22 protein-coding genes are annotated in these 25,833 nt (G+C 60.8%); 12 read left to right on the top strand and 10 right to left on the bottom strand.

What is annotated here, in order from left to right; translation table 11 throughout:
- Nucleotides 1–19 precede the first annotated feature (19 nt).
- A complete protein-coding gene (locus SJY10_RS05865; RefSeq protein ID WP_386680450.1) occupies nucleotides 20–763 on the top strand; it encodes a rhomboid family intramembrane serine protease in 744 nt (247 codons plus the stop codon).
- On the opposite strand, the gene SJY10_RS05860 is transcribed toward SJY10_RS05865, so the two are convergent.
- The gene (locus tag SJY10_RS05860) at nucleotides 760–1,548 is read right to left on the bottom strand and encodes an inositol monophosphatase family protein (protein WP_386684536.1); all 789 of its coding nucleotides are present in this window, start codon (nucleotides 1,546–1,548) and stop codon (nucleotides 760–762) included. The two genes, SJY10_RS05865 and SJY10_RS05860, sit on opposite strands and share 4 nt — an antisense overlap.
- Before the next feature lie 138 nt (nucleotides 1,549–1,686).
- Here SJY10_RS05860 and SJY10_RS05855 point away from each other — a divergent pair, with 138 nt between their 5' ends.
- Nucleotides 1,687–3,618 (top strand): putative bifunctional diguanylate cyclase/phosphodiesterase, encoded by a 1,932-nt coding sequence (locus tag SJY10_RS05855; RefSeq protein WP_386680448.1) that lies wholly within the window; start codon nucleotides 1,687–1,689, stop codon nucleotides 3,616–3,618.
- Here the strand turns inward: SJY10_RS05855 and SJY10_RS05850 are convergent.
- Entirely contained in the window at nucleotides 3,615–4,520 is a 906-nt protein-coding gene (locus tag SJY10_RS05850; RefSeq protein ID WP_386680446.1) for a LysR family transcriptional regulator, read from the bottom strand. The two genes, SJY10_RS05855 and SJY10_RS05850, sit on opposite strands and share 4 nt — an antisense overlap.
- Nucleotides 4,521–4,616: 96 nt before the next feature.
- Between SJY10_RS05850 and metF the strand changes: the two genes are divergently transcribed.
- Nucleotides 4,617–5,483, top strand: coding sequence for a methylenetetrahydrofolate reductase [NAD(P)H] (metF, locus tag SJY10_RS05845; RefSeq protein ID WP_386680444.1), 867 nt, complete (start codon nucleotides 4,617–4,619; stop codon nucleotides 5,481–5,483).
- 37 nt (nucleotides 5,484–5,520) lie between these two features.
- Nucleotides 5,521–6,003 carry a PaaI family thioesterase gene (locus tag SJY10_RS05840; protein ID WP_386680442.1) on the top strand — a complete coding sequence of 161 codons (483 nt, stop codon included), beginning with the start codon at nucleotides 5,521–5,523 and terminating at the stop codon, nucleotides 6,001–6,003.
- Here the strand turns inward: SJY10_RS05840 and SJY10_RS05835 are convergent.
- Nucleotides 6,000–7,043, bottom strand: coding sequence for a DUF2235 domain-containing protein (locus SJY10_RS05835; RefSeq protein WP_386684533.1), 1,044 nt, complete (start codon nucleotides 7,041–7,043; stop codon nucleotides 6,000–6,002). The genes SJY10_RS05840 and SJY10_RS05835 overlap by 4 nt on opposite strands.
- The gene (locus SJY10_RS05830; protein WP_386680440.1) at nucleotides 7,030–9,318 is read right to left on the bottom strand and encodes a xanthine dehydrogenase family protein molybdopterin-binding subunit; all 2,289 of its coding nucleotides are present in this window, start codon (nucleotides 9,316–9,318) and stop codon (nucleotides 7,030–7,032) included. Before SJY10_RS05830 ends, SJY10_RS05835 begins: the two co-directional genes overlap by 14 nt.
- Before the next feature lie 132 nt (nucleotides 9,319–9,450).
- Between SJY10_RS05830 and SJY10_RS05825 the strand changes: the two genes are divergently transcribed.
- The 3 genes from SJY10_RS05825 (at nucleotide 9,451) to SJY10_RS05815 (ending at nucleotide 14,037) form a co-directional block, all read left to right on the top strand.
- Nucleotides 9,451–12,396 (top strand): valine--tRNA ligase, encoded by a 2,946-nt coding sequence (locus SJY10_RS05825; RefSeq protein WP_386680438.1) that lies wholly within the window; start codon nucleotides 9,451–9,453, stop codon nucleotides 12,394–12,396.
- Between the two features lie 101 nt (nucleotides 12,397–12,497).
- Nucleotides 12,498–13,619 carry a pyridoxal phosphate-dependent aminotransferase gene (locus SJY10_RS05820; RefSeq protein WP_386680436.1) on the top strand — a complete coding sequence of 374 codons (1,122 nt, stop codon included), beginning with the start codon at nucleotides 12,498–12,500 and terminating at the stop codon, nucleotides 13,617–13,619.
- A gap of 73 nt (nucleotides 13,620–13,692) precedes the next feature.
- Nucleotides 13,693–14,037 (top strand): DUF305 domain-containing protein, encoded by a 345-nt coding sequence (locus SJY10_RS05815; RefSeq protein ID WP_386680434.1) that lies wholly within the window; start codon nucleotides 13,693–13,695, stop codon nucleotides 14,035–14,037.
- A gap of 3 nt (nucleotides 14,038–14,040) precedes the next feature.
- Here the strand turns inward: SJY10_RS05815 and SJY10_RS05810 are convergent, their stop codons facing one another.
- On the bottom strand, nucleotides 14,041–15,216 hold the full coding sequence (locus SJY10_RS05810; protein WP_386680432.1) for a pyridoxal-phosphate-dependent aminotransferase family protein: 1,176 nt from the start codon (nucleotides 15,214–15,216) through the stop codon (nucleotides 14,041–14,043).
- Between the two features lie 138 nt (nucleotides 15,217–15,354).
- Here SJY10_RS05810 and SJY10_RS05805 point away from each other — a divergent pair, with 138 nt between their 5' ends.
- The 3 genes from SJY10_RS05805 to SJY10_RS05795 are packed head-to-tail and all read left to right on the top strand — an operon-like array spanning nucleotide 15,355 to nucleotide 18,525.
- Nucleotides 15,355–16,023, top strand: a complete 669-nt coding sequence (locus SJY10_RS05805; protein WP_386680430.1) for a tyrosine-protein phosphatase — start codon at nucleotides 15,355–15,357, stop codon at nucleotides 16,021–16,023.
- Complete coding sequence (locus SJY10_RS05800; RefSeq protein WP_386680428.1) at nucleotides 16,020–17,780, top strand: ABC transporter ATP-binding protein; 1,761 nt, start codon at nucleotides 16,020–16,022, stop codon at nucleotides 17,778–17,780. Before SJY10_RS05805 ends, SJY10_RS05800 begins: the two co-directional genes overlap by 4 nt.
- Nucleotides 17,773–18,525, top strand: a complete 753-nt coding sequence (locus SJY10_RS05795; RefSeq protein WP_386680426.1) for a YgfZ/GcvT domain-containing protein — start codon at nucleotides 17,773–17,775, stop codon at nucleotides 18,523–18,525. The genes SJY10_RS05800 and SJY10_RS05795 overlap by 8 nt, the downstream gene beginning before the upstream one ends.
- Nucleotides 18,526–18,630: 105 nt before the next feature.
- Here the strand turns inward: SJY10_RS05795 and efp are convergent, their stop codons facing one another.
- Nucleotides 18,631–19,194, bottom strand: a complete 564-nt coding sequence (gene efp / locus SJY10_RS05790; RefSeq protein ID WP_386680424.1) for an elongation factor P — start codon at nucleotides 19,192–19,194, stop codon at nucleotides 18,631–18,633.
- A gap of 231 nt (nucleotides 19,195–19,425) precedes the next feature.
- Between efp and SJY10_RS05785 the strand changes: the two genes are divergently transcribed.
- Together SJY10_RS05785 and SJY10_RS05780 are read left to right on the top strand one after the other, a co-directional pair.
- Nucleotides 19,426–19,749, top strand: coding sequence for a DUF6280 family protein (locus SJY10_RS05785; RefSeq protein ID WP_386680422.1), 324 nt, complete (start codon nucleotides 19,426–19,428; stop codon nucleotides 19,747–19,749).
- A 100-nt stretch (nucleotides 19,750–19,849) separates the two neighbouring features.
- The gene (locus SJY10_RS05780) at nucleotides 19,850–21,307 is read left to right on the top strand and encodes a cobyric acid synthase (protein ID WP_386680419.1); all 1,458 of its coding nucleotides are present in this window, start codon (nucleotides 19,850–19,852) and stop codon (nucleotides 21,305–21,307) included.
- Here the strand turns inward: SJY10_RS05780 and SJY10_RS05775 are convergent.
- From SJY10_RS05775 to hemN, 4 genes are all read right to left on the bottom strand, one after another.
- Entirely contained in the window at nucleotides 21,304–22,206 is a 903-nt protein-coding gene (locus SJY10_RS05775) for a hypothetical protein (RefSeq protein ID WP_386680416.1), read from the bottom strand. The two genes, SJY10_RS05780 and SJY10_RS05775, sit on opposite strands and share 4 nt — an antisense overlap.
- 77 nt (nucleotides 22,207–22,283) lie before the next feature.
- Nucleotides 22,284–23,642, bottom strand: coding sequence for a TolC family outer membrane protein (locus SJY10_RS05770; RefSeq protein WP_386684530.1), 1,359 nt, complete (start codon nucleotides 23,640–23,642; stop codon nucleotides 22,284–22,286).
- Entirely contained in the window at nucleotides 23,642–24,295 is a 654-nt protein-coding gene (locus tag SJY10_RS05765) for a protein-L-isoaspartate O-methyltransferase (protein WP_386680414.1), read from the bottom strand. The genes SJY10_RS05770 and SJY10_RS05765 overlap by 1 nt, the downstream gene beginning before the upstream one ends.
- Nucleotides 24,296–24,449: 154 nt before the next feature.
- On the bottom strand, nucleotides 24,450–25,805 hold the full coding sequence (gene hemN, locus SJY10_RS05760; RefSeq protein WP_386680411.1) for an oxygen-independent coproporphyrinogen III oxidase: 1,356 nt from the start codon (nucleotides 25,803–25,805) through the stop codon (nucleotides 24,450–24,452).
- Between the last annotated feature and the right edge of the window lie 28 nt (nucleotides 25,806–25,833).

The following is a 25,833-nucleotide window of genomic DNA, read 5'->3' as shown; positions in this document are numbered from 1 at the left end:
CCCGCTGCCCCTATGGGCCATGTTTCCGATCCGCGATCACAACCCGTCCCGGCGTACGCCCTACGTGACCTATACCCTGCTGATCGCCAATATCGCGGTCTGGCTATGGTCGGCCGCGGCCATTACCGACGATAACGCGCTAAACTGGTTCTACTACAACTACGCCCTGATCCCCGCGCGCCTGTCAGGCGGAGAGGGTCTTGCCGGCCTTGTCACGTCGATGTTCCTGCATGCAGGGTTTCTGCACCTTGCCGGCAACATGTTGTTTCTATTTATTTTTGGCGACAACATAGAGGACCGGATGGGGCATCTGACCTTTGCCGTTTTTTATGCCTGCTGCGGTATCGCAGCGGGTCTGGCACAGGTCGTGACTGATCCGTCATCCCCCGTGCCGACCGTCGGAGCCTCTGGCGCGATCGCGGGGGTCATGGGCGGCTATCTGCTGTTATTTCCCCGCGCGCGGGTCGATATCATCCTAATCCTGATCGTCTTTTTCAAGATATTCCCCGTGCCAGCCTGGTTGATGCTAGGCCTGTGGTTTGCCATGCAAGCCTTTGGCGGGCTGGGACCGCAAGGCGACGGCGGCGTCGCCTATTGGGCGCATATCGGGGGATTCGTGGCTGGAATCATCTTGACTGTGCCGCTTTGGTTGCGGCTGGGCGGCCTGACATTCTGGCGCGCGACAGATGGAGAGCCGCAAAATCCGCCCATGACATACATGGACGGATCAAGCCGCATCCCGATAGTGCGCCGCAAGCGTTAAGCTTTGCGGATCACCTTGGCGAAAGTCGCGAAAATATCGTTGTTGGCACAAAGCACGGTGCCATCGGCTAGCGGATCGCCATCCGGCGTGATCAATTCGACAATCGCGCCCGCCTCTTTGGCGATGATCAGGCCAGCGGCCATGTCCCAAGGCTTCAGACGACGTTCCCAAAAGCCGTCATAACGGCCAGCCGCAACATAAGCGAGGTCGAGGGACGCCGCACCGAACCGGCGCACACCCGCGCAGGTTGGCAAAATACGCGCAAGATCCTGCAGCGTTTCCGGCAGATCGCTGCGCCCTGCAAATGGCAGGCCGGTGGCGAAAATGCTGTCGATCAGGCGATGACGGCCCGACACGCGCAGACGGGATTCGTTGACAAATGCACCGCCGCCTTTTTCCGCATAGAACATCTCATCCTTGACCGGATCATAGATAACGCCGGCCACGGCCTGGCCCTTATGTTCAAGGGCGATGGACACAGCCCAATGCGGCAAACCGTGCAGGAAATTGGTAGTGCCGTCCAGTGGATCGACGATCCAGCGACGGGTGGGATCCTCGCCTTCGATCTCTGCGCCTTCTTCGCCCAGAAAGCCGTAGCTGGGACGGGCGTGCATCAGCTCGTTGCGGATCGTTTCCTCGGCCTGACGGTCGGCGCGGCTGACGAAATCGCCCGGGCCTTTGGTGCTGACCTGCAGCTGTTCGACCTCGCCAAAGTCCTTGAGCAAGGCGCGGCCGACCTTGCGGGCGGTTTTCATCATTACATTGAGGTTCGCACTGCCAGCCATCGGGGCCTCCGTCCATGGATCAAGGGCGGCGTATAGGACGGCAAGGCCCGCCATACAAGGTCCGGCGGCGCGTTGATGTTAAGGGAATCTTTGCAAGCTCCCCCGATAACGCTTTGGAACGTGGCACCAAGGTAGCAAATGCTGGACCGTCTGAAAGACCGATTCATTCTGGAAACGCAATTGACAGCGCATATCGTGCGCCGCGACCGGCTATCCCGCATGAGCGTTATTCCAGTGGTCTGCGCCATCCTTGCCTATTGCGAAGATTACAGATCCGCAGCCATCATCGCCGCCACGGTCACGATATCAGAAGCGGCGGCCTATCTGGCAGGGGCCGGTGTGGGCATTGACGCACCGCCACCGCCCCTGCGGCGCTGTGCTGCGATCTGGACCGTCGCCATTGTGACGACCGCAATTTATATGGCAGCCGGGGCCCTGTTCGGGGCGGGCGCGACGACAGCCGCCGTGATCTGCGCCTGCATCTGGATGTTTGGCGCGCTTGTGCATGTGTCAAATTCGTTTGTTGCAGTTCCGATCTACAACTGGTCGATGCTGCTTCCGTCTTACATCATCGTCGCTGTTGTTATTAGCAACCTGTTCGCCCGGTCCTTTGCCCCGCCTGATCCGATGGATGCAATCACGGTCGGTGGCTTGCTGCTGGTCTATTTCGCCAACTCCGTTCAAACGACGCAGACGCACAAGGACTCAATTTCGGCCTATGAAAACATGCGCGAACTTGCTGCCCGCCGCCTGATAGAGCTTAAAGATCTGTCCCTGCGTGACACCCTGACCAGACTACCGAACCGGCGCGCCTTTGATGATCTGGCTAGCAATATCCTGCGTGGTGATGGCCATCGCCATGGCGCATCGGGCGCGTTGTTTCTGATCAATCTGGACGGGTTCAAACCCATCAATGACAGCTATGGCCACGCGGCTGGGGATGCCCTGCTGAAGGAAGTCGCCCGCAGACTAACCGCAGAAAGTATTGGTGCGGGTGCGGTCGCCCGGCTTGGCGGTGATGAATTTGCAATGGCCTGGCCCGGCCCCCTGAATACGTCAGAGCTTCATAGCATTTCAGATATGATTCAAAGCCATCTGCACCAACCGATGCGACACAACCATCGCAAGCTGCAAATAACGGCCAGCATCGGCATCGCACCTGCCCATGATGGTGCAAGTGTTGATCAACTCTTGAACGAAGCAGATCAGGCCATGTTCCACGCCAAGAACAACCTGGAATCCCGAATTGTCATTTATGACAGGCACATCATTCCAAAGCGATCAAACCTGAACGACCGCGCGCGCCTGTTGTCAGCCATGCAACAAGGCGAAATCTGTCCATTTTACCAGCCACAGGTCGATATCGCAACGAACCGTATCATAGGTCTTGAAGCTTTGGCGCGCTGGATGCAGCCCAAGGGCAAGCCGCGCACGCCCGGCTCTTTTCTGCCGGCAATTAACGAAGTGAACTTGCAGGCAGAGTTTCAGGACCACATGCTGCAAGCCGTCCTGAAGGATATGACAACATTACAAAATCTGAACCTGTTACCGGATCAGGTATCGATCAATCTGTCAGAGGTCACGCTGGCAACAGCAGCCGGGCGCGATGGCTTGCTTGATGTCGTGGGCCGCCACCCCAATTTAAGCGGTCACCTGATGTTTGAAGTGACAGAGGATATTTTCATTGCTCGCGCGGGGCAGACCATCAAGGATTCTATATCGATGCTGCGCATGGCCGGGGTGCGCATATCGCTTGACGACTTTGGCACCGGCTTTGCAACCTTCCAGCATTTGCAGGAACTCGAATTCGACGAATTAAAGCTGGATACAGGCTTTGTCAGCAGGCTCGGCACAGACCGCGCCACGGATGTGCTTGTCAAATCCTTCCTCGATATGGGTCGGGGACTTGACGTTCGCATCGTTGCGGAAGGCGTCGAAACAACCGCGCAACTGGACATTCTGCGCGACATGGGGTGCCAGACGGTGCAGGGATACCTGTTTTCACCTGCGCTGTCGCTAGACGATACAAGTGCGTTTCTGCAAGCGGGGGATGCGACCGTCGCAGCCTAGGGGCGCTGCAGCTTGACCGCCTCCTGCCGCGCCAGCCGGATGACATGGCTTAGGTAAGGCAAGCCATCATCAGCTGTCCGCGTCGCCGCATAAAGCCGCTTTGTGATCCCGGTGCTTGTCAACGGTCGGGTGACGTAATCGGAATTGTAACGCACCTGCCGCACGACCCAGTCGGGCAACACCGCAACTCCCCGGTTCGACGCCACCAGCAAAAGGATCATGGCCGTCAATTCTACCTGTCGCACTGCTGCAGGTTCCACCTTTGCGGGGGTGAGCAATTCGCTGAACACATCCAGCCGATGACGGTCGACCGGATAAGTGATCAAATTCTGTCCCCTGAAATCTTCGGCTTCGACATAGGCTTTTTGCGCCAACGGGTGAACCGCGGCAGCGACAAAGACCGGCTCATAGTCAAAGATCGGCGTGAACGTGACCCCGTCCAGCTCTTCTGGATCGGACGATACGACCAGATCGACTTCTTCCCGGCGCAAGGCAGGCAAGGCGTCAAAAGCAAGACCGGGCCGAATATCGACATCCACCTCTGGCCAGGCTTTGCGAAAGGCTTCCAGTACGGGCATCAGCCATTCAAAACAAGCGTGACACTCGATCGCGATATGCAGCCGGCCCGCCTTGCCCGTAATCAGCCCTTCAAACTCTGCCTCCAGTGCAGTAACCTGCGGCAGAATATTTTCCGCCGCCGCCAACAATTTCATGCCCGCCGACGACAATCGCAGCGGTTTCGTCCGGCGCACGAACAGTTCGACTCCGGCCTGATCCTCGATCCCCTTGATCTGGTGCGACAGGGCGGACTGGGTGATCCCGAGCAGATCGGCGGCATTGGACAGACCGCCCGTATCATGGATCGCCTTGATTGTGCGCAGGTGACGGAACTCGATATGCATATCGCAGTTGTCCTCATAATCATCGTGAGCGTTATGAATTTGTCTCATATGCCGCGATATGAGATATATAACAAGACCGCAGAACAGGATGCCGCCATGACACGCCCCAAGATTTCTTTTGAATTCTTCCCGCCGAGAAACCTCGAAGGGTCGTTCCGGCTGTGGGATTGCGTGAATGTGCTGGCCCCGCTGGCCCCTGAATTCGTGTCTGTCACCTATGGCGCCGGCGGCACGACACGCAAACTGACGCATGAAGCGGTCACGACGATCGACAAGACCTCTGGTCTGAAGGTTGCCGCGCATTTGACCTGTGTGGATGCCACCCGCGCGGAAACTCTTGCAATTGCTGACGAATATGCTGCGGCCGGCATCACGGACATCGTCGCCCTGCGCGGCGATGCACCCAAGGGCAGCGAAAAGTTCACTGCGCATGCGGACGGTTTTGCATCATCGGTGGAGTTGATCGAAGCGCTGTCTGCAACCGGCAAGTTCACGCTGCGGGTCGGGGCCTATCCTGAAAAGCATCCAGAAGCTGCAAGCCAGGATGCCGATGTGGCATGGCTGAAGCGCAAAATCGACGCAGGTGCGGCTGCCGCGATCACGCAATTCTTTTTCGAAGCAGATACGTTTTTCCGTTTCCGCGATAAATGCGTGAAAGCGGGGATCGATGCGCCGATCATTCCCGGCATCCTGCCTGTCGAAAATTGGAAAGGCGCGTCGAAATTCGCCGCAGCAACCGGCACATCAATCCCGCCCGTCATCGCGCAAGCCTTTGAAAACGCGCTGCGCGACGGCAATGCTGACTTGCTGGCCACCGCACTGGCGACAGAGCTGTGCGACGATCTGCTGAAAGGCGGCGTGGACCACCTGCACTTTTACACGTTGAACAAGCCGCAGTTGACCCATGACGTCTGCCGTGCCCTTGGCATTACGCCGCAGACACGCTTGCAAAACGTAGCCTGACCCGGCAGCCTGAGGCGACACAACGCCGGAGCCTGCGATGCCGATTGCCCGATCCCCCGCCGATCTGCCTGATCGCGATACTGTTCTGTCCATGTCGGGCCTGCAGTTCATGCAGGCCATTCTGGCTGGCGAACTGGCGGGCCCGCCCATCGCACAGGGCATGAATTTTCTGCTGCACGCCATAGGGCCCGGCCGTGCAGAGTTTCACGGAACCCCCGGCTTTGACCATCTGAACCCGGTTGGTGGCGTCCATGGCGGCTGGTATGGGACAGTTCTGGATAGTTGCATGGCTTGCGCCGTGATGACGACCGTGCCGAAAGGATCGGTCTATACCACGTTGGAATACAAAATAAATATTGTGCGGGCGATCCCGCCCGGCACTGCTGTGATCGCGACCGGGCTTGTTGATCACGCGGGCCGGTCCACTGGCGTCGCCTCTGGCCGGATCGAAGGGACCGATGGCACGCTTTATGCAACCGGTTCGACGACCTGTCTGATTATGCAGATCGCCAAACCCTAGGCCTGATAGGCATCATGGGGCGGATCGAACACGACCGGCGCAACGCTGTCGTGCAGGCTTTCGGACGGATCAAGCAGGATTGCACGTGGCTGGCGTAGCAGGAAAACCTTGGCCCAGCCGTGCCACTGCCCGATCGAAGGTGCGCTGGGGTCGCAGGGAAACCGATCCTTCCAGTTCTGGGGCAGCGGCACACCGCAGGCATTGATTTTTTCCAGCATCCAGACCAGCGGGATATTCGCCAGCGGGCGCGCCGGTGGATAGGCGCCGACCTGACCGCCCACGTCGCCATGCGTGCCGCGAAACCAGACCTGTTCGACGATAGCGTCGCTTCCCGAGGAGGTGTCCCACATCACGGGACGATAGACATTGCGCCGCTCGTCTAGGGCCAGTGCGTGAAAACCGTGGCGCACATGGGGGCCCAACCGGTGGTCATGAAACCCGTGACGGTCAGCGCGGTCCAGCGGGGTGCGGCGGCCCAGCGCCTTGACCGTATCCCAAACGCCAACCGCCTCGATCGCGACGTATTCGTGGCACATCAGGCGCCGAAAGGCTGCGGCAGCTTCTGACCCGCCACCGGCCTGATAGTGGCGATAGGCGGTGCGCACGGCGCTGACCGTCGCCTCGTTATGTTTTAACAGACCAATACGGCCAACCAGCCCGGCCAGCGATCGCACGGCAAAGGCACCGCGCGAATAGCCCATCAAAATAATGGTATCACCGGGCCGATAGCGCGAGGCGAGCACGCCATAAGCGCGCCTGATCTGCCGGTTCATGCCGCGGCCAGTCATCACGTCCCAGGTATGATACCAGTCCGTCCATTGAATTCCGGCCTCGTAATAGACGGTCAGGTTTGCGCGCTGCCCGACCTCGCGCAGCAATTTAAAGGTGCGGCCGGCGTTCGTCGCATTGCCCTGCGTCAGGGATGACATCGTGCCATCCAGAATGATGACATGCGTCGCCGGCCCGCGCTTGCGGTGTGCGCCGCTTTTCTGACGCGGTCGAAGGCCGAAAAGGCCAAGAAGCCAGTTACGCGGGTTCAGAGCGTGCCTCCTGCAGCCAGCCCCAGACGCGGTGCGGTGTAAAGGGCATTTCAATCTGCCGCACGCCGCTGTCCCATAGCGCATCCAGCACAGCATTGGCGACGGCGGCCAGCGCACCGACAGTCCCCGCCTCGCCGCAGCCTTTCATGCCCATTGGATTATATAGCGACGGGGTTCCGCGGGTCGAAAAGTCGATCATCGGCACGTCCGCGGCGCGGGGCATGCCGTAGTCCATTAAACTGGCGGTCAGCAACTGGCCCGTGTCGTCAAAGACGACGCGCTCCATCAATGCCTGCCCAAGGCCCTGCGCGACGCCGCCGTGCACCTGACCTTCGACAAGTGTAGGACTGATCAGATTGCCAAAATCATCGACCACCGTGTACCGGTCAACGGCTGTTTCGCCAGTATCGGGGTCAATTTCCACCTCGACCACATGGGCCCCATTGGGAAAGCTGCGGTTATCCAGTGTGATCCGCTGGCTGTAGCGCAAAAGGTCCGTGCGCCCGTCCGCGCGGGCCATCTCCGCAACCTCCAGCATGGTTGGCGTCAGGTTCGATCCTGCGATGCGAAAGCGATCGTCGTCAAAGCTGACGGTGCCGCCCTCCTTCTCGCTCAGGTAGGTCCTGAACGCTGCGATCATCGCATCCACCGTCGCCAGCGTGGCGGTATTCTGCACCGTGACAGAGCGTGAACCGCCGGTGCCGCCCCCCGTCGCGATACGGTCGCTGTCGCCCTGGATTACGGCAATCCGGTCTGCCGGAATGCCCGTCTGGTCCGACAGAAACTGCGCATAGACCGTTTCGTGCCCCTGCCCGTTCGACTGCGTGCCAACATAGATCAAAGCGCCACTACCTTTCGTAAACTCCACCGTTGTGGTTTCCGAAGGATCGCCCAGAATGCTTTCGATATAGTAACAAATTCCCTGCCCGCGCAGTTTTCCCGCCGCCAGCGACGCCGCCTTGCGCGCGGCAAATCCCGCCGTGTCGGCCCGGTCCTGCGCCCGGTCCAGCAGCGCCGAAAATTCGCCTACGTCATAGGTCACGCCGCTGGCCGTCGTATAGGGAAACTGGTCAGGCGCGATAAAATTACGCTTACGCAGATCCCAGCCGCTGATGCCCAATTGGCGCGCCGCCTCGTCCATGGACCGTTCAAGGACAAATATCGCCTCTGGCCGCCCTGCCCCGCGATAGGCGTCAACAGGTGTGGTGTTGGTATAGATACCGCGGGTGCGCATATAGGCGTGTTTGACCGCATAGGTGCCGGTCAAGACCTTGCTGAACAGATCGGTCTGGATGCCCTGCCCGAATTGGCTGTTATAGGCCCCCATATTGGCAAGCGTATCCAGCTTGTACCCCGTCAGCCGGTGACCTGCGTCAAAGGCAAGGGTCGCCTGCGTCACCAGATCGCGGCCGGCATTGTCCGTCAACATGCTTTCGGTACGTTCCGACATCCAGCGCACGGGGCGGCCCAATGCACGGGCGGCATGGGCCACGACAAAGGGTTCGGGATAGCGCATCGCCTTCATCCCGAAACCGCCGCCCACATCCGGCGTGGTCACGCGCACATCCTCTGGCGAAAGGTTGAAATGCTTGACCAGATCGCCCTTTGGCACCCAGACGCCCTGCCCGTTCACCGCGACATGCAGGCGGCCATCGGTGACCTCGGCGTAACAGCCGCGCCCCTCCATCGCGTTGCAGATGATGCGGTTGTCGGTAACTTGCACCTGCACGACATGGGCCGCTGCCGCGATGGCGGCATCGGTCGCCGCTTCGTCCCCAAGGCCGTAATCGAACGCAAGGTTATCCGGCGCAGTATCGTGCAACATCGGCCCGCCGACCGCGACGTCGATCTTGGCGGGCAAATCGTCGATATCCACCATGACCAGCTCTGCCGCGTCGCGCGCCTGTGCAAGCGTGTCTGCGATCACGCAGGCAACCGGCTCTCCGACATGGCGCACCTGACCCTGCGCCAGAACGGGCCGCCGCGTATGCGCACCCTTGCCGCCATCGCGCGTCTTGATCTGCGCACCGGCAAGATCCAGTACCATGCCTGCCGCCAGCAAATCCTCCGCCGTCAGCACCGCATGCACACCCGTCGCCGCCCGCGCGTCATCCGCATCGATCCCCGTCAGCGTGCCATGCGCCACCTGCGAACGCACAAAGACGGCAAACAAGGCATCCTTTGGCGCAATATCGTCGATATACTGCCCCTGCCCGGTCAGGAAACGCTGATCCTCGACCCGGGTGACCGGCTGACGTTTCCCGAACTTTTCCATCGCAAAGCCACCTTTATCCATCCTGCCAAACCCTAACCCAGACCGCGCCAGTGTCCAGAGCAGGGCATTGCCCCTTTTCCCCTTGGCCCCCTTTGGGTAAACCACAGCCAAACAGATGTAAGGACACGCCCCATGGCCCTGGATAAGACCTTTGACCCCGCCGCACGCGAAGCCGCGATCTATGCCGCCTGGGAAGAGGCCGGCGCGTTCAAGGCCGGCGCAGGCAAACGCCGGGATGAAACATTCACCATCATGCTGCCGCCGCCTAATGTGACCGGCGCGCTGCACGTCGGCCACGCCTTTAACCACACGCTGATGGATATCCTGACGCGCTGGAAACGGATGCAGGGCTTTGACACGCTGTGGCAGCCTGGCTTGGACCACGCCGGCATCGCCACCCAACTTGTCGTGGAAAAACAACTTGCTGCGGCCCAGCAGCCGGGCCGCGCCGAACTGGGGCGTCAGGCCTTTATCGCGAAAATCTGGGAATGGAAGGCGCAGTCCGGCGGCACGATCGAAGATCAGGCAAAGCGTCTGGGCGACAGCATGGACTGGGATCGCTCTGCCTTTACCATGTCGGGCGCGGAAACGGCACCAGACAGCGAAAAGCACGGCAATTTTCATGACGCCGTGCTCAAGGTCTTTGTCGAAATGTTCAACAAGGGCCTGATCTACCGCGGCAAGCGCCTTGTGAACTGGGACCCGCATTTCGAAACCGCGATTTCCGACCTTGAGGTTGAAAACCGCGAAGTCGACGGCCACATGTGGCACTTCAAATATCCTCTCGCAGGCGGCGCGACCTATACCTACGTCGAAAAGGACGAGGATGGCGCAGTGTTGTTCGAAGAAGAACGCGACTATATTTCCATCGCCACCACGCGCCCCGAAACCATGCTGGGCGACGGTGCCGTTGCCGTCCACCCGGACGATACCCGCTATGCCGCAATCGTCGGGCACTTGTGCGAAATTCCCGTCGGCCCGAAAGAATCCCGCCGCCTGATCCCGATCATCACCGACGAATATCCCGACATGACCTTCGGGTCCGGCGCGGTGAAAATCACCGGTGCGCACGATTTCAACGACTACCAGGTCGCCAAGCGCGGCGGCATCCCGATGTATAGCCTGATGGATACCAAAGGCCGCATGCGCGCCGATGGCAGACCCTACGCCCAGGAAGCCGCAACCGCGCAGGCCATCGCCAACGGCGACGAAAGCTTTGACGAAGCCAAGATCGCCGCCATGAACCTCGTACCAGAAGCTTACCGTGGCCTCGACCGGTTCGAGGCGCGCGAAAAGGTCATCGCGGACATCACCGCCGAAGGCCTTGCCGTGATGACGGTCGCCACCGACCCGCGCCTTGGCAAGGCGGCGGTCAAGGCCCCCACCGCGCCAGAGGAAGGCGGCGAAGCCCGCACCGAAGCCGACGAACTGGTCCCGCTGGTCGAGGCCAAGAAAATCATGCAGCCATTCGGCGACCGCTCCAACGTCGTCATCGAACCTGCCCTGACCGACCAGTGGTTCGTGGACACGGCACAAATCGTCGGCCCCGCCCTTGACGCGGTCCGCGACGGCCGCACCCAGATCATTCCCGAAAGCGGAGAGAAGGTTTACTATCACTGGCTGGAAAACATCGAACCCTGGTGCATCTCGCGCCAGCTGTGGTGGGGTCACCAGATCCCGGTGTGGTTCGACGAGGACGGCAACCAGTATTGCGCCATTAACGAGGCCGAAGCACAGGCGATGGCCCCCGGCAAATCCCTGACCCGCGACCCCGATGTCCTCGACACTTGGTTCTCCTCCGGCCTGTGGCCCTTCGGCACGCTGGGCTGGCCTGAACAAACGCCGGAACTTGCGAAATACTTCCCCGGCGATGTGCTGATCACCGGTCAGGACATCCTGTTCTTCTGGGTGGCGCGGATGATGATGATGTCGCTGGCCGTGACGGATGAAATTCCGTTCCACACCGTCTACCTGCACCAGCTCGTCCGCGACGCCAAGGGCGAGAAGATGTCAAAGACCCGCGGCAATGTCATCGACCCGCTGGCGATGATCGACCTTTACGGGGCTGACGCCCTGCGGTTCAACAATGCGGCAATGGCGGCCATCGGCGGCGTGCTTAAAATCAACGAAGACCGCATCAAGGGCTACCGCAACTTCGGCACGAAGCTGTGGAACGCCGCGCGCTTTGCGGAAATGAACGATGTCTTCACCGCCCCGCGTGCAGACGGCATCCCGCAGGCCGCGCAAACCGTGAACCGCTGGATCATCGGTGAAACGGCAAAGGTCCGCGCCGAGGTGGACGCCGCCCTGACTGCATATCGCTTCAACGATGCGGCAAACGCACTCTATGCCTTTGTCTGGGGCAAGGTCTGCGACTGGTATGTCGAATTCTCCAAACCCCTGCTGCTTGACGGTGCGGCGGCCGAAAAGCTGGAAACACAGCAGACCATGGCCTGGGTGCTTGACCAGTGCTTTGCCCTGCTGCACCCTTTCATGCCCTTCATCACAGAAGAGCTGTGGTCCCTCACCGGCACCCGCGATCAGATGCTGGCACTGACGCCATGGCCTGAACAGCTGACGGGCGATCTGGTCGACACGCAGGCGCAGGCCGAAATGGACTGGACGATTTCCCTCATCGACGGTGTCCGCTCGGCCCGGGCGCAAATGAATGTGCCCGCCGGTCTGAAAATCGACGTGCTGCGGATCGAGGCTGACAGCGATGCGCAAAAGGCACAGGCCAGCAACCTGCCCATGATCCAGCGCCTGGCCCGGATCGAAAACATCAATGATGCCGCCGAAGTGCCCAAAGGCTCCCTGACTGTGGCGGTCAAGGGTGCAACCTTCGCCCTGCCGCTGGCAGGCCTCATCGATGTCGACGCCGAAAAGGACCGCCTGGCCAAAGGCCTTGCAAAACTCGAAAAGGAAATCAAAGGGCTCGCCGGCCGCGCGAACAATCCAAAATTTGCGCAGTCTGCCCCGCCAGAGGTTGTCGCCGAGACGCAGCAGAACCTCGCGGACCGCGAAGCGGAAGCAGAGCAGCTCAAAACCGCCCTTGCTCGCCTGTCGGAAATCGATTGATCCGCATTCATCTGGCCAGATAAACTCCCGCCGGAGGCATCAACACTCGCCTCCGGCGCCTCACCCTCGCCTTTCCCGATTTACGCCAGCCGGAGGCTCCCTTGCCACACCCGACAGACCCCCGCCTGACCCCTCTGGCGCAATCCCTGCCTGCCACTGTTCCCTTTGTCGGCCCCGAAACTCAGGAACGCAGGCGCGGCGCGGCCTTCGCCGCCCGCCTTGGGGCAAACGAATCCGGCTTTGGTCCCTCACCGCGGGCCATCGCGGCGCTGCAGTCTTCTGCCGCCGGTATCTGGCAATACCCTGATCCAGAGGCGCATGACCTGCGCCAGGCCCTTGCCGCGCATCACGATATCGACCCGGACCACATCATGGTGGGCGAAGGCATCGACACGCTGCTGGGCAATCTGGTGCGCCTCATCGTTGCCTCCGGTGATACGGTTGTGACCAGCGCCGGCGCCTATCCGACCTTCAACTATCACGTCACCGGCTTTGGCGGCGTGCTGCACAGCGTCCCCTATGCCGGCAATCACGAAGACCCCGACCGCCTGATCGCAAAGGCTAAAGAGGTCGGCGCAAAGCTGATCTACATCGCCAATCCCGACAATCCGATGGGCAGCCACCACGACGCCGCGACACTGCAACGCATGATCAGCGCCGTACCCGAAGGCTGCCTGCTGGTGCTGGACGAAGCCTATATCGACCTCGCACCCGATGGCACCGCGCCCTATGTCGCGCCGCATGACAGCCGCGTCATCCGCATGCGCACTTTTTCCAAGGCTTACGGCCTTGCGGGTGCGCGGGTTGGTTATGCGATCGGGCCGGCACCGCTGATCGCCGCGTTTGACCGGGTACGCAATCATTTCGGCATGAACCGCAGCAGTCAGGCCGCGGCACTTTCGGCGCTGGCGGATCAGGACTGGCTGGCGCAGGTGCAGGGCAAGGTCGCCGCCTGCCGTGACGATCTGGCCGCGATTGCCCGCGACAACGGGCTGGTGCCGCTGCCCTCTGCTACAAACTTCGTGACCATCGACTGCGGGCAGGACGGCACCTTTGCCCGCCGTGTGCTGGCTGCTCTGGGTGATGCGGGTATTTTCGTGCGCATGCCTTTCGTTGCGCCGCATGACCGCTGCATCCGCGTCAGTTGCGGGTCAAAGGCGGATATCGCCGCCTTTGCCGCTGCTTTGCCGCAGGCCCTTGATACCGCGCGTTCACAAAGCTGAAGGCGCGCAACGCGCCGCTTGCGGCAGCGACAGAAAAGCGCCAATCCTGCATTCAACGCAATCAGGAGCTTACATGATATCAACGACCATTGGCGCAATCGCCGGACTGGCCATCGGTGCAGCCGTTGGGATCTGCGGTATGATGTTTTGGCATCACGGCGGACAGTCGGGTATGGACCACGGCAATATGCCGATGGATCATGCCGGCATGATGGGCGACATGCCGATGACGGGCAATCCCGACTATGACTTTATGGCCGGCATGGTGCCCCATCACCAGTCCGCCATCGATATGGCCAACACTGTACTGCAAACGACAACTGATCCGCAGATCAAGGCACTGGCAGAAGATATCCTTGCCGCCCAAGCCGCTGAAATTGCGCAGATGAATGACTGGCTTGCCGCTCATCCGCAATAAGGTCTAGGCGGCGGCGATCACCTCTGCCGCCGCCCGGATACCGCCCGCCTGATGGGGGATATCGCAGGCGATCAGTCCCGCTTCGATCGTGGCGAGGCAACCAAGGATCATCTGCGCGTTCACATGGCCCATATGGCCGATGCGGAACCATGCATCCGCAGGTTCGCGCCCCAATCCGATACCCAGCGTCAGGCCCGCCTGATGCTCGCACCACTGGCGCAGCTTGTCGCCCTGTCCCAGTTCCATGCCAATGGACGTGACCGAATGGGACCGGTTAGCCGGATCCTTGACGTTCAGCCGCAACGCGCCGCCCTGCCCCCAGACATCGCAGGCCGCCCAGATCGCGTGGGCCAGCACGGCATGGCGGGTCATGACATTGTCCAGCCCTTCATCCTTGATCAGGTCCAGCGCGGCCCGCAGACCATAAAGGTGATGCGTCGGCGCGGTACCGTTGAAGTATTCATAGAACATCTTGGGATGCGCACGCGGCTGCCAGTTCCACCAGACCGACACCCGGTCCACCTGCCGCGCCGCCGCCTTGGCGTTGAAAAACACGAACCCAAGGCCCGCCGGGGTCATCAACCCCTTTTGGCAGCCCGCGACCATAACATCGACGCCCCAGTCGTCCATCGCGAAGGTATCGCATCCCAGCGACGCCATGCAGTCCGCCATGAGAAGCGCATCATGTCCGGCCGCATCCATCGCCGCCCGCACGCCAGCCACATCATTGCGCACCCCGGTCGAGGTATCGGTCTGGCATACCAGCACTGCCTTGATCAGGCCGTGACTGTCGGCCTTCAATGCGGCCGTCACCCGGGCCGCATCGACCGCATCCTGCTGGCCAAAATCCAGCACTTCGACATTCAGCCCAAGCCCGCGGGCCATTTCACCCCAGCCGTGGCCAAATCGGCCTGTCGCCAGCACCAGCACCGTGTCGCCGGGCGCGCACAGGTTGGCCAGCGACGCTTCCCATGCGGCATGACCATTGCCGGAATAGATCGCCACATCCCCTGTGGTGCGGGCCACCGCCTTCAGGTCCGGGATCAGGCTGGCCACCACGTCGTGCAACTCGCCCTCGTAGATATTGGGAGAGGCCCGATGCATCGCCCGCAAGACGGCATCCGGCATGACAGAGGGGCCAGGAATGGCAAGATAGGCGCGACCTTGGGACAGGGACATCGGCAGACTTTCGTATTCTGGTTTCGCCGCGAACACTACGCTGCCGCCGCGCAGCGTCAACCTGCGCGCTTGCTTGCCGCGCCGCGCCCAAGGGGTTAGGTATAACGCCACAGTCGCCCTGACCGCAAAGGCCCCCGCATGCTGCGCAAGCTCCTTACGACATTTTCAGGGCCGGGCCGCGCCCATGGGCTGACCGACGCCGCAAGCCGCAGACGCGCGTGGTGGCATTACCAGATGATTGATCACGGTTTTCTGCGCTATTCTTGGACCAACTTTGACGAAGTGGCCCCCGGCGTATTTCGGTCGAACCACCCGCATGAAAGCCGCCTGCGCGCCTATCGCGACATGGGGATCAAGGCCGTGCTGAACCTGCGCGGCGAAAACGATGCCCCCGCCTATCTGATGGAAAAAGAGGCATGCGCCGCCCTTGGTCTTGATCTGGTCAGCGTCAAATTTGCCGCCCGCGGTGCCCCGATCCGGGACAAGTTGCTGGAACTGTTCGACGCCTTCGACACAATCCAGCGCCCGTTCCTGATGCACTGCAAGTCTGGTGCCGACCGCGCCGGATTGGTGTCGGTGCTGTATCTGCTGGATCAAGGCATACCCTTGGCCGAGGCGCGGCAGCATCTGTCGATGAAATATCTGCACCTGAAGTGGACCAAGACAGGCATTCAGGACGCCTTTCTGGACGTTTATGCCGCGCGGCTGGAACAGGGTCCCATCGCCATCCGCGACTGGGTGCGCGATGAATACGATCCGAATGCCGTCCGCGCCTTGTTTGCCAGCCGCCGCACGTTGTCGATATGAGCAAGTCCGCAAGCACACAGGCGTTTGGCTGGCTTTGGCGCAGCTACCTGCACCCGCATCGCTGGGTCATTGCGCTGGCTGTTGTCATGATGATGATCGAAGGCGGTATGCTGGGGCTTTTGTCCTATCTGATCCAGCCGATGTTCGACCGTGTGTTTATCGGCGGTGATAATGGCGCCCTTTGGATCGTCGGCTTTGTCATCATGGGCATTTTTCTGACCCGCGCCGTCACCTCTGCCGGGCAGCGGATCTTGCTGCAAAGCGCCAGTCAGCGCGCCGCCGCCGGCATGCGCAGCGATTTGCTGTCGCATCTGATGCAGCTTGACAGTGCCTATCACCAGATCAACCCGCCGGGCCAGTTGATCGAACGGCTGCAAGGCGATGTCACCGTTGTCAGTTCCAGCTGGTCCGCGATCCTTGTCGGTCTTGGGCGCGATGCGGTTACGGTGCTGGTTCTGTTCGGTGTGGCCCTGTCCGTTGACTGGCGCTGGACGCTGATCGCACTGGTCGGCACGCCGTTTCTGATCATGCCCGCCCTGCTGGCGCAGGCCTATGTGCGCCGCCGCTCTGTCACCGCGCGTGATCTGGCGGGCCGCATGGCGACCCGCCTGGACGAGGTATTTCACGGCATCAATCCGATCAAGCTGAACGCGCTGGAACGTTATCAATCGGACCGCTACGACACGCTTGCCGACGCCCGTGTCGGGGCAGAGGTCAAGGCCGTCGCAGGCCAAGCCGCTGTGCCCGCTATGATCGACGTGATGACGGGCGTCGGCTTTCTGGCGGTCATGATCTTTGGCGGCGGAGAGATTATTGCCGGCAACAAGACCGTGGGCGAGTTCATGTCCTTCTTTACCGCCATGGCACTGGTCTTTGATCCGCTGCGCAGGCTGGGTCAGACCAGCGGTCAATGGCAGGTCGCCACCGCCAGTATCGACCGCTTGCGCAGCATCTTTAATGAACGTCCGTCCCTGCTGTCGCCGCCAGACGGTGCCCCTGCCCCCGTAAATGCGCCGCAAATCACATTGCGGGACGTGGCGCTGAACTATGGCGATCTGCCCGTGCTGCGCGGTGCCAGCTTTACCGCTGCGGCGGGGCGCACAACGGCGCTGGTCGGTGCCTCTGGCGCGGGAAAAAGCACTGTGTTCAATGTGCTGACCCGGCTTGTGGACACAGCCGGCGGACAAGTCATGATTGACGACGCCCCCGTCGAGCAGATGGATCTGGCGGCCCTACGCGGGCTGTTTTCCGTCGTCACGCAGGATGCCGCGTTGTTTGACGAAACCCTGCGCGACAATATCCTGCTGGGCCGTACGGGCATCACCGATGACCGCCTGAACGCCGTGCTGGACGCCGCCCATGTGACAGATTTCCTACCGCAACTGCCAAACGGGCTTGATAGCCCCGCCGGTCCGCGCGGATCGAACCTGTCGGGCGGCCAGCGCCAACGCGTTGCCATCGCCCGCGCCCTGCTGCGCGACACGCCGATCCTGCTGCTGGACGAGGCGACAAGTGCGCTGGACACCAAGTCCGAGGCGCTGGTGCAAGAGGCACTGGAAAAGCTGTCAGTCGGGCGCACGACGCTTGTCATCGCCCACCGCCTGTCTACCGTGCGCAATGCTGACAGCATTGTCGTGATGGATCATGGACGCGTGGTCGATCAAGGTACCCACGACGCCCTTCTTGAACGCGGCGGTATCTATGCCGATCTGTATGCCATGCAGTTCAAGAGTAAAGAAGATGACGCCCATGACTGACCGCGTGGTTCTGGCCCTGACCGGTGCTGACCGGATCGATTTCCTGCAAGGCCTTGTGACGAACAATGTCACCAAGTCTGACGGCAACCTTGTCTACGCCGCCTTACTGACCCCGCAGGGCAAGTATCTGTCGGATTTCTTTATTCGCAACGAACCGGACCGTATTCTGATCGACGTTGCGGCCAGCCATGCAGCGGCACTGTTGCAGCGTCTGACGATGTATCGCCTGCGCGCCGATGTGCAAATTGCCCAGACCGGGATCATCGTATCTTGCGGGACGGGGCCCGCCCCTGATGGCGCGCTGTGCGATCCGCGGCATGACGCACTGGGGTGGCGACACTACGGCGCGCAGGATATCAGTGACCAGACCGACTGGGATGCCTTGCGCGTCACCCACCTGATCCCGCAGACCGGCGTGGAGCTTCACCCCGAGACATATATCCTTGAAGCCGGGTTCGAGAGGTTGCACGGCGTCGATTTCCGCAAAGGCTGTTTTGTCGGTCAGGAAATTGTTGCCCGGATGAAGCACAAGACCACCCTGCGCAAAGGTCTGGTGCGCGTAACCGTCGACGGCACAGTGCAGCCCGGCGACGAAATTGCATCAGGCGAACGTGTTGCGGGAACGGTACATACGGTTGCGGGCCAACAAGCGATTGCCTACTTGCGCTATGACCGCGCCAGCGATCTGCGCACAACCGGCGCGCGGCTTGTGGTGCATCCCGGCGATATTCCCGGGAACGCGTAACATTTTTTTAAGGTTTGAAGGCGATCCTCTGCCCAGATCAAAAGGGAGGATCGCATGACCGTTTTGCAAATACTGGCCTACCGGAACAGCAGGCCAGGATAACAATCAGGCGCGTTCGACGTATTCGAACAGTTCCGTATTGACGATGATATCTTCATCCGTACCGACGAAAGGCGGGATCATGACACGGATGCCATTGTCCAGAATGCCAGGCTTGAAGCTGTTTGCAGCGGTCTGACCTTTGACGACCGGCTCGGTTTCCACAACCTTGCAGGTCACACGCAGGGGCAAAGTAACGTTCAGGGCCTCATCGCCGTAGTATTCGATGTGAACAATCATGCCGTCCTGCAGGAACGGGCGGCGGTCACCCAGAATATCTGCAGGCAATGCGATCTGCTCATAGGTCTGGCTGTCCATAAAGGTCAGCATGTCATCGGATTCGAACAGGAACTGCTGGTCCTTCTGCTCCAGCTGGACCTTTTCTACTTTGTCAGCAGACCGAAAACGTTCGTTCAATTTACGACCATCACGCAGGTTTTTCATTTCGACCTGTGCAAATGCGCCACCTTTTCCGGGTTTTACATGATCGACCTTGACTGCAACCCAAAGGCCGCCGTCGTGTTCCAGAGTGTTACCGGGGCGGATTTCGTTACCGTTGATTTTGGGCATGATTCACTTCGTGTCAAAAATGTGGCGAAAGGTTGAAGCTAACGTAACGCGGTCTATATCTGGCGCGTGGGTCGCTGGCAAGGCAACTATATACGCGATAAAACGACGCCAAGCCATGCGCCATATGCATGGCAGCCATTCCAAAACAGGTCGCCCGAATCAGATGCGATGAGGCATAAGGGCCTTCACGCCGGAACCACAAGAGCTAAAAAGAATCGAGAAGGACCTACTATGAGAGATTTCGTCGACGGCACAGCGTTCAACAACGAACAGGGCAACCGCGCCCGCAAGCTCTTTGCGGCAGTGGTCCTTGCAGCGCTGGATGACGCCATCGCGGATGACAAGAAATACGGCAACGGACCAGAGCAGATTGCCCGCTGGGCCCGCTCTCGTGATGGCCGCGAAGTGCTGTCCTGCGCCGGCATCGACCCGAACGAACGGGTTGTGACCGGCCTTATGGAATTCGTCGGCAAGGGTGTCCGCACCTCTGTTGCGCTGTCCCGCGAAGAAAGCGAACGCCGCAATGCTGCCGAACAGGACGTGCGCGCCGCCTGATTGCACCGGTGATCCTACATTTGAACGCGGCCCCCCCGGGGTCGCGTTTTTTTGTGCGCCGTGGCAGATATGTGCGGCGGGTGAAACAAGGATAAACGGCGTGACAAAGGCGATCATGATTCAAGGGGCCGGATCCAACGTCGGCAAGTCGATGTTGGTTGCCGGCATTGCCCGCGCGGCCACCCGCGCCGGTCTGCGGGTGGCGCCTTTCAAGCCACAAAACATGTCGAACAATGCTGCCGTGACAGTGGACGGCGGTGAAATTGGCCGGGCGCAGGCCTTGCAGGCGCTGGCATGCGGGCGCGATCCGGTGGTTGATATGAACCCGGTTCTGCTGAAGCCCGAAACCGACATCGGCGCGCAGGTAATCCTGCGTGGCCAACGCATCGCCACAGTGCAGGCCCGCGCCTATGGCCAGATGAAGGCACAATTGCTGCCCGAAGTACTGGCCAGTTTTCACGCTCTTGCCAAAACCTGCGATCTGATCATCGTCGAAGGGGCCGGCAGCCCCGCCGAAATAAATCTGCGCGCCGGCGATATCGCCAACATGGGCTTTGCCGCGGCGGCTGGTGTGCCGGTCGTGCTTGTTGGCGACATTGATCGTGGCGGCGTAATTGCACAGCTGGTCGGGACCCATGCCGTGCTTGACCCAAGCGACGAGGCGCTGATCAAAGGCTTTGCCATCAACAAGTTTCGGGGGGACCCGAGCCTTTTTGCCGACGGCATGACCGCAATCGCCGATCGCACGGGCTGGATGCCGCTGGGCATCCTGCCGTGGTTTGCCGATGCTTGGCGGCTTCCGGCAGAGGATGTGATGGACATCGCCAGCCGCCCCGGTGGGCCAATCCGAATTGCGGTTCCCCGCCTCAACCGCATCGCCAATTTCGACGACCTTGATCCGCTCTCTGCCACCCCTGATGTCAGCGTCGACATCGTGCCAGAGGGGCGCCCCCTGCCCCTAGATGCGGATCTGATCCTGCTGCCGGGGTCAAAATCGACGATCGCCGATCTGGCCCATTTCCGTGCGCAAGGATGGGACATCGACCTTGCCGCGCATATCCGGCGGGGCGGGCACGTGCTGGGTATTTGCGGCGGCTATCAGATGCTGGGGCAGACCATCGCCGACCCTGACGGAATCGAAGGACCGCCCAGCAGCGTCCCGGGCCTGGGGCATCTGGACATTACGACTGTCATGGGCCGGCAGAAACGGGTCACGCTCAGCGATGCGATTTACCGCCCCACCGGCGATCCGGTCAGTGGCTACGAGATCCACTTGGGGCAAACGAGAGGCCCCGCCACGCAAACCCCGTGGCTGACACTGGATGGCCGCCCCGAAGGCGCGCAAAGCGCTGATGGCCGGATCATGGGCTGTTATCTGCACGGGCTGTTTGCAGCGGACGCCTTTCGCGCAGCCTATCTGGCGCGGCTGGGCAAGCCGGTCAGCGCGGCAGACTATGGTGCCGGGGTTCAGGCAACGCTGGATGCGCTTGCCGACCATATCGCCGCACATCTGGATCTGGATGCCCTGCTTGACATGGCCGCGCCGATAGGCGGTTAATCAAAGCTTTGCGTTGTCAGCGCGCGGTGAATTTCCCGCCGGACCATCTTGCGGACGTTGCGGGTAATGCGTTCGCCCAAATTTCCCTGCAGCTCCTGCCGCACAATATCCCGCACAATATCGCGTAGCATCGCCTCATCAATTATGGCGTCGTCGGACAGATAGCTGTCCAGCATGGCTTCCGGATCTTCGCCCAGTTCCGGTCCGCCGATCAGGTCGTCATGATATGCAGCCTGATCGTCTGGCGCAGAGGGGGCATGATGGCGGAATGGAATGTCATCCGCCTGTTCATTCTGTGCTGGCGCGTTCGCATGCTGTTTGCTTTCGTCAGCCGCCTGCACGTCGGGCGTGTCATCACCGGCCGTCTCGGCCGTGTCGCCATAGCGTTTGGCCGCCTCGACCAATGTTCTGGGCCAAGCGGACACATTTGCCGGGGCAGCAGTTACCTCTTGCGCGTCCTCAACCGGCACATCGCTGCGAAAGCCGGCGCGCGCCCAGCTGAACTCTGTGGGGGTGCCGGTGCCGTCCGGCTCCCAGTCATCCGCCTGATCGCGCACCGCAGCTTCAAGTTCAGCAATCGTTGCAAGCAGGTCCAGCCGTTCGCCGCCCGGTTCAACCGGTTTGACCAAGGATACAGACTGCTGCGCAAAGGCATCCACCCGCTGCGCCTCTTGCAGCTTGATAGGTTCTGTCCCGCCGCTTGCCGGCTTGGCAGCATCGGTTGGGGGCTTGGCCGTGGGTGTCGTATCGACCCGCAGCGCAGGGGTCAGGACCAGCTTTGGCATTGTACGGGCCGCTTTTGGGGCCATGCCGGCCTTACCGGGTGTGCCTTCCGCGACCAGCCGCCGAATGGACGACAAGACATCCTCTATTTCGACATTGGTCATCGGATCAGACATGATTCATCCCGGTTTCGCCGCGCTTGGGTTACAGTAGCGGCAACACCGCTACCGAACAACCTACTGTTTGCAGCAGGTTACTGGCCAATAGCCCGCAAGACCCGGTCCAGCGCCTGCCCCTGTTCCGACAAAGCTGCCGGAGAATCTTTTACCAAATTGTAATAGGCTTCAGGATCATACTGCTGCACGTTCAGATTCAGATGTTCTGCGGTCAGCAACCCCATGGCCGACAGCACTGCGTAAGAGGCATTAACCTCTGCTGCCTGTGCGGTGATCACATTGGCCCGGGCGTTCAGCAGCGTCTGCTCTGCGTTCAGCACATCCAAAGTTGTTCGCGCACCTAAGGTCGCTTCTTCTCTGACACCTTCAAAGGCAACTTGCGCTGCGCGGACCTGTTCGTCCGTGGACCGCAGCGATGCACGCGCGACCTCAAGGATGGCGTAGGCGTTCGACACCTCTTGTTGCACGCTAATGGATGCAAGATGAAGGCTGGCGCGGGCCTGATCGCGCTGCGCCATTGCGCTGCGCACGGCAGATGGCAATGCACCGCCGCTATAGATCGGGCCGCCGACCGACAAATTGACAGAATTACCCGTGTTTCCCTCGAAATCGACGCCAATGTCGGCACCCAGCGACACTTGCGGCTTGTAGGCCGTCTTGGCGCGTTCGATACCAATTTCATTTGCGGCCACCGAATATTGCGCCTGCAGCACAGTTGGATGGTTCCGCGCAGCAAGGGCCGACGCTTCGGCCTGCGTTTTTGCGACAGGGGCCGGGGCGACCGATGCAAGGTTGCCCGGTGCGCGGCCAACAGCGGCGGTAAATTCGGCAGCAGCCTGACGGGCATCGCCCTGTGCCTCGCTCAGCAGACTTTGGGCAGAGGCGACACTGGCCTCGGCCAAGGCCACATCTGTGCGCGTGACTTCACCGACATCAAACCGGTCCTGCGCCGCGCGCAGTTCCTGATTCAGAACGCGCAGGTTGTTCTGGCGCAGGTTGATAAATTCGGCCGTGCTGCGCACTGAAGTATAGGCCAAAACGGCCCGGTACAGCACCTGCTGTTCCACATCGCGCAGCGATTCCCGCGTGCCAAGCACCAGCTGCTTTTGCGACTCGATGGCAAGCCGGTTTGATCCGGCATCGTAAAGCGTCAGATCAGCGGACAACGCCACGCTGCCCGTGATCACATTGGTTGTCGCCGCGCGCGGGTAGTCCCGGCTTGCGGTTGCCGCCCAACTAATGACCGGCAAAAGCGCAGCATTGGCGGTTGCCACACCTTCGTCAGCGGCCCGCAAAACCGCACGGTTCTGCGCAAGAAGACCGGAATTCGTATAGGCATCCGCCAGCGATTCGGCGATCGTTTCGGCACTGATGGTCGTCGATGCCATGGCAAGGCAGACGATGGCGGCACCCTGCCGCAGGACCTTGCGCAACATCACAGCGCGAAAACCCGCGCTTGGGTAAAGCCGGGAATGACCGGTGCACCTGCGTTAAAGGAATCGCGCCAATCCACACGCCCGTCCGATTTCAGACCGATCCGCACAGTCCCAAGCGCGCCTTTGGTGAACAAAGCAGCAATGCGTCCGCCGTCGCGCAACTGCGCAAGCAGCGTATCGGGAATGTATTCGACAGCACCGTGAATCACGATGACATCATAGGGGCCTGATTTAGCGACACCTTCCGTCAGATCGCCTGTCATGACGGCCGCATTATCAACGCCTGCTTCAGATAGGTTGGCCTGCGCTTCGGCGGCGCGGGTTTCGTCGTCTTCCAGTGCGACGACGAATTCGACCAGACGCGCCGCGACGGCAGTCCCGTAACCAAGCCCGCAGCCCACATCCAGCATCACGTCCGTCGGCTTGACATCCAGCGCGTCCAGCATCTTGGCCAGAGTGCGCGGTTCCAGCATGGTGCGTCCGCCCGGCAGGGTCAGGTTTTCGCCGACATAGGCTGCTTCGCGCAGCGAGGACGGAACGAACCGTTCGCGCGGAACGCTGAGCATTGCATCAATGATGGGGAATTTTGTCACGTCAGAGGGTCGCACCTGCGTGTCGACCATCATCGTGCGGCGGGTCTCGAAGTTTGCCACGATCTGCACTCATCCGTTCGCTATGATTGAATGTCTGATGCCACAACGCGCGCTCCGGAGCAACGAACGATTGCCTGTGCGGTTGCGCACCGTTTCCAGACTGTGACTTTGCCTGTTTCATAGGCAAACCATTTACTTGCGTCCTACTTAGCGGTCAAATTGCGGCGGAATAGCCGCCGGACACACCGATAAAGCTGTCCACATGCCGCGCCATAATCCGCACCAGCGGCTTTGCCTCTGGGCGCAATTGCAGCAAATTGCCATCCTCCGTTATCGCGTCGCCGAACCGTTCGGACAGCATGGCGCGGGCCGATGCGATCAGGTTGGATTGGTCGGGAAACTGTTGCAGCAGGGCATCGCGATCAAAGGCGAAGCGACACATCAGATCGGCGATGATCTGTGATACGACTTTGTCCTGCGGCGTCAGCACATAGCCTTTTTGCCCCGCTAGCCCGTCCTGACCCACCCGGTCGTGCCAGGCAGAGGTCGCCACCGCGTTCTGCACGAACCCCTGCCCAAAGGCCGAAATCGCAGAGGCACCAAGCCCAAGCAGCGTTTCGCTCTGGTCGTCGGTGTAGCCCTGAAAATTGCGCCGCAGCGTGCCGTTCGCATCGGCGCGGGCCAGCCTGTCACTGGGATTGGCGAAATGGTCGATCCCGATGGCACGCAGCCCCTGCGAAGTCATCGCGTCATGGGCGATGCCTGCCAGTTCAAACCGCGCCATAGCGTCCGGCAGGGTGTCATCCTTGATCATCACCTGCCGTTTGGACATCCACGGCACATGGGCGTAGCCGTAAATCGCCAACCGGTCGGGGCAGAGGTCCGCGACATGGTCCAGCGTCCGGCGAAAGCTGTCAGGCGTCTGATGCGGCAAGCCGTAAAGCAGATCGACGTTCAGGCTGCGCAGGCCTGCATCCCGCAAAAATTGCGCAACACTCTGTGTCTGGTCCAGCGATTGCGGGCGACCAATGGCCTTTTGCACCGCAGGTGCGAAATCCTGCACCCCGATGCTGGCGCGGTTCATGCCAAAGTCGATCAGGGTCTGCAGCAGATCGGGTGCGGCATCAGTGGGATCAATCTCGACCGAGAATTCGAAATCGTCGGCACGGTCAAAGGCGGTAAACACCGCCCGCAACAGCCGCGCCATTGTTTTGGCGGGCAGGATCGTCGGCGTGCCGCCCCCCAGGTGCAGCCGCCCCATCATCAGCCCCGCCGGGGCCAGGCGGCGCAGCTGCGCCAGTTCAAGCAGCAACTGGTCCACATAAGCGTCAACAGGCCGCATGGTGCTGGTGCCTTGTGTGCGGCAGGCACAAAACCAGCACAACCGGCGGCAGAACGGAATATGGATATAGACAGACACCGCCCGCCCCTGCGGGATGGCCGCGATCCAGTCACACTGGACATCAGCGCCGACGCTTTGCCCAAAATGGTTTGCGGGCGGATAACTGGTGTAGCGGGGCACCTTGGCATCAAACAGGCCGTGACGGCGCAGCAAATCAATCTGTGTCATGCCATTCGATTAGACGTGATCCCCGGAC

Origin of the sequence: Loktanella sp. R86503, assembly GCF_042466455.1 — a bacterium.
GTDB lineage: Bacteria > Pseudomonadota > Alphaproteobacteria > Rhodobacterales > Rhodobacteraceae > Loktanella.
This window is presented reverse-complemented; position numbering and strand designations above follow the sequence as displayed.

Excerpts from the sequence above, each read along its gene's own strand:
- SJY10_RS05850 (WP_386680446.1), bottom strand. The coding sequence starts at position 4,520 with ATGCATATCGAGTTCCGTCACCTGCGCACAATCAAGGCGATCCATGAT.
- SJY10_RS05785 (WP_386680422.1), top strand. The coding sequence starts at position 19,426 with ATGAGAGATTTCGTCGACGGCACAGCGTTCAACAACGAACAGGGCAAC.
- SJY10_RS05800 (WP_386680428.1), top strand. The coding sequence starts at position 16,020 with ATGAGCAAGTCCGCAAGCACACAGGCGTTTGGCTGGCTTTGGCGCAGC.
- hemN (WP_386680411.1), bottom strand. The coding sequence starts at position 25,805 with ATGACACAGATTGATTTGCTGCGCCGTCACGGCCTGTTTGATGCCAAG.
- SJY10_RS05830 (WP_386680440.1), bottom strand. The coding sequence starts at position 9,318 with ATGGAAAAGTTCGGGAAACGTCAGCCGGTCACCCGGGTCGAGGATCAG.
- SJY10_RS05815 (WP_386680434.1), top strand. The coding sequence starts at position 13,693 with ATGATATCAACGACCATTGGCGCAATCGCCGGACTGGCCATCGGTGCA.
- efp (WP_386680424.1), bottom strand. The coding sequence starts at position 19,194 with ATGCCCAAAATCAACGGTAACGAAATCCGCCCCGGTAACACTCTGGAA.
- SJY10_RS05805 (WP_386680430.1), top strand. The coding sequence starts at position 15,355 with ATGCTGCGCAAGCTCCTTACGACATTTTCAGGGCCGGGCCGCGCCCAT.
- SJY10_RS05775 (WP_386680416.1), bottom strand. The coding sequence starts at position 22,206 with ATGTCTGATCCGATGACCAATGTCGAAATAGAGGATGTCTTGTCGTCC.
- SJY10_RS05770 (WP_386684530.1), bottom strand. The coding sequence starts at position 23,642 with ATGTTGCGCAAGGTCCTGCGGCAGGGTGCCGCCATCGTCTGCCTTGCC.
- SJY10_RS05855 (WP_386680448.1), top strand. The coding sequence starts at position 1,687 with ATGCTGGACCGTCTGAAAGACCGATTCATTCTGGAAACGCAATTGACA.
- SJY10_RS05860 (WP_386684536.1), bottom strand. The coding sequence starts at position 1,548 with ATGGCTGGCAGTGCGAACCTCAATGTAATGATGAAAACCGCCCGCAAG.
- SJY10_RS05865 (WP_386680450.1), top strand. The coding sequence starts at position 20 with ATGTTTCCGATCCGCGATCACAACCCGTCCCGGCGTACGCCCTACGTG.
- SJY10_RS05825 (WP_386680438.1), top strand. The coding sequence starts at position 9,451 with ATGGCCCTGGATAAGACCTTTGACCCCGCCGCACGCGAAGCCGCGATC.
- metF (WP_386680444.1), top strand. The coding sequence starts at position 4,617 with ATGACACGCCCCAAGATTTCTTTTGAATTCTTCCCGCCGAGAAACCTC.
- SJY10_RS05795 (WP_386680426.1), top strand. The coding sequence starts at position 17,773 with ATGACTGACCGCGTGGTTCTGGCCCTGACCGGTGCTGACCGGATCGAT.
- SJY10_RS05840 (WP_386680442.1), top strand. The coding sequence starts at position 5,521 with ATGCCGATTGCCCGATCCCCCGCCGATCTGCCTGATCGCGATACTGTT.
- SJY10_RS05810 (WP_386680432.1), bottom strand. The coding sequence starts at position 15,216 with ATGTCCCTGTCCCAAGGTCGCGCCTATCTTGCCATTCCTGGCCCCTCT.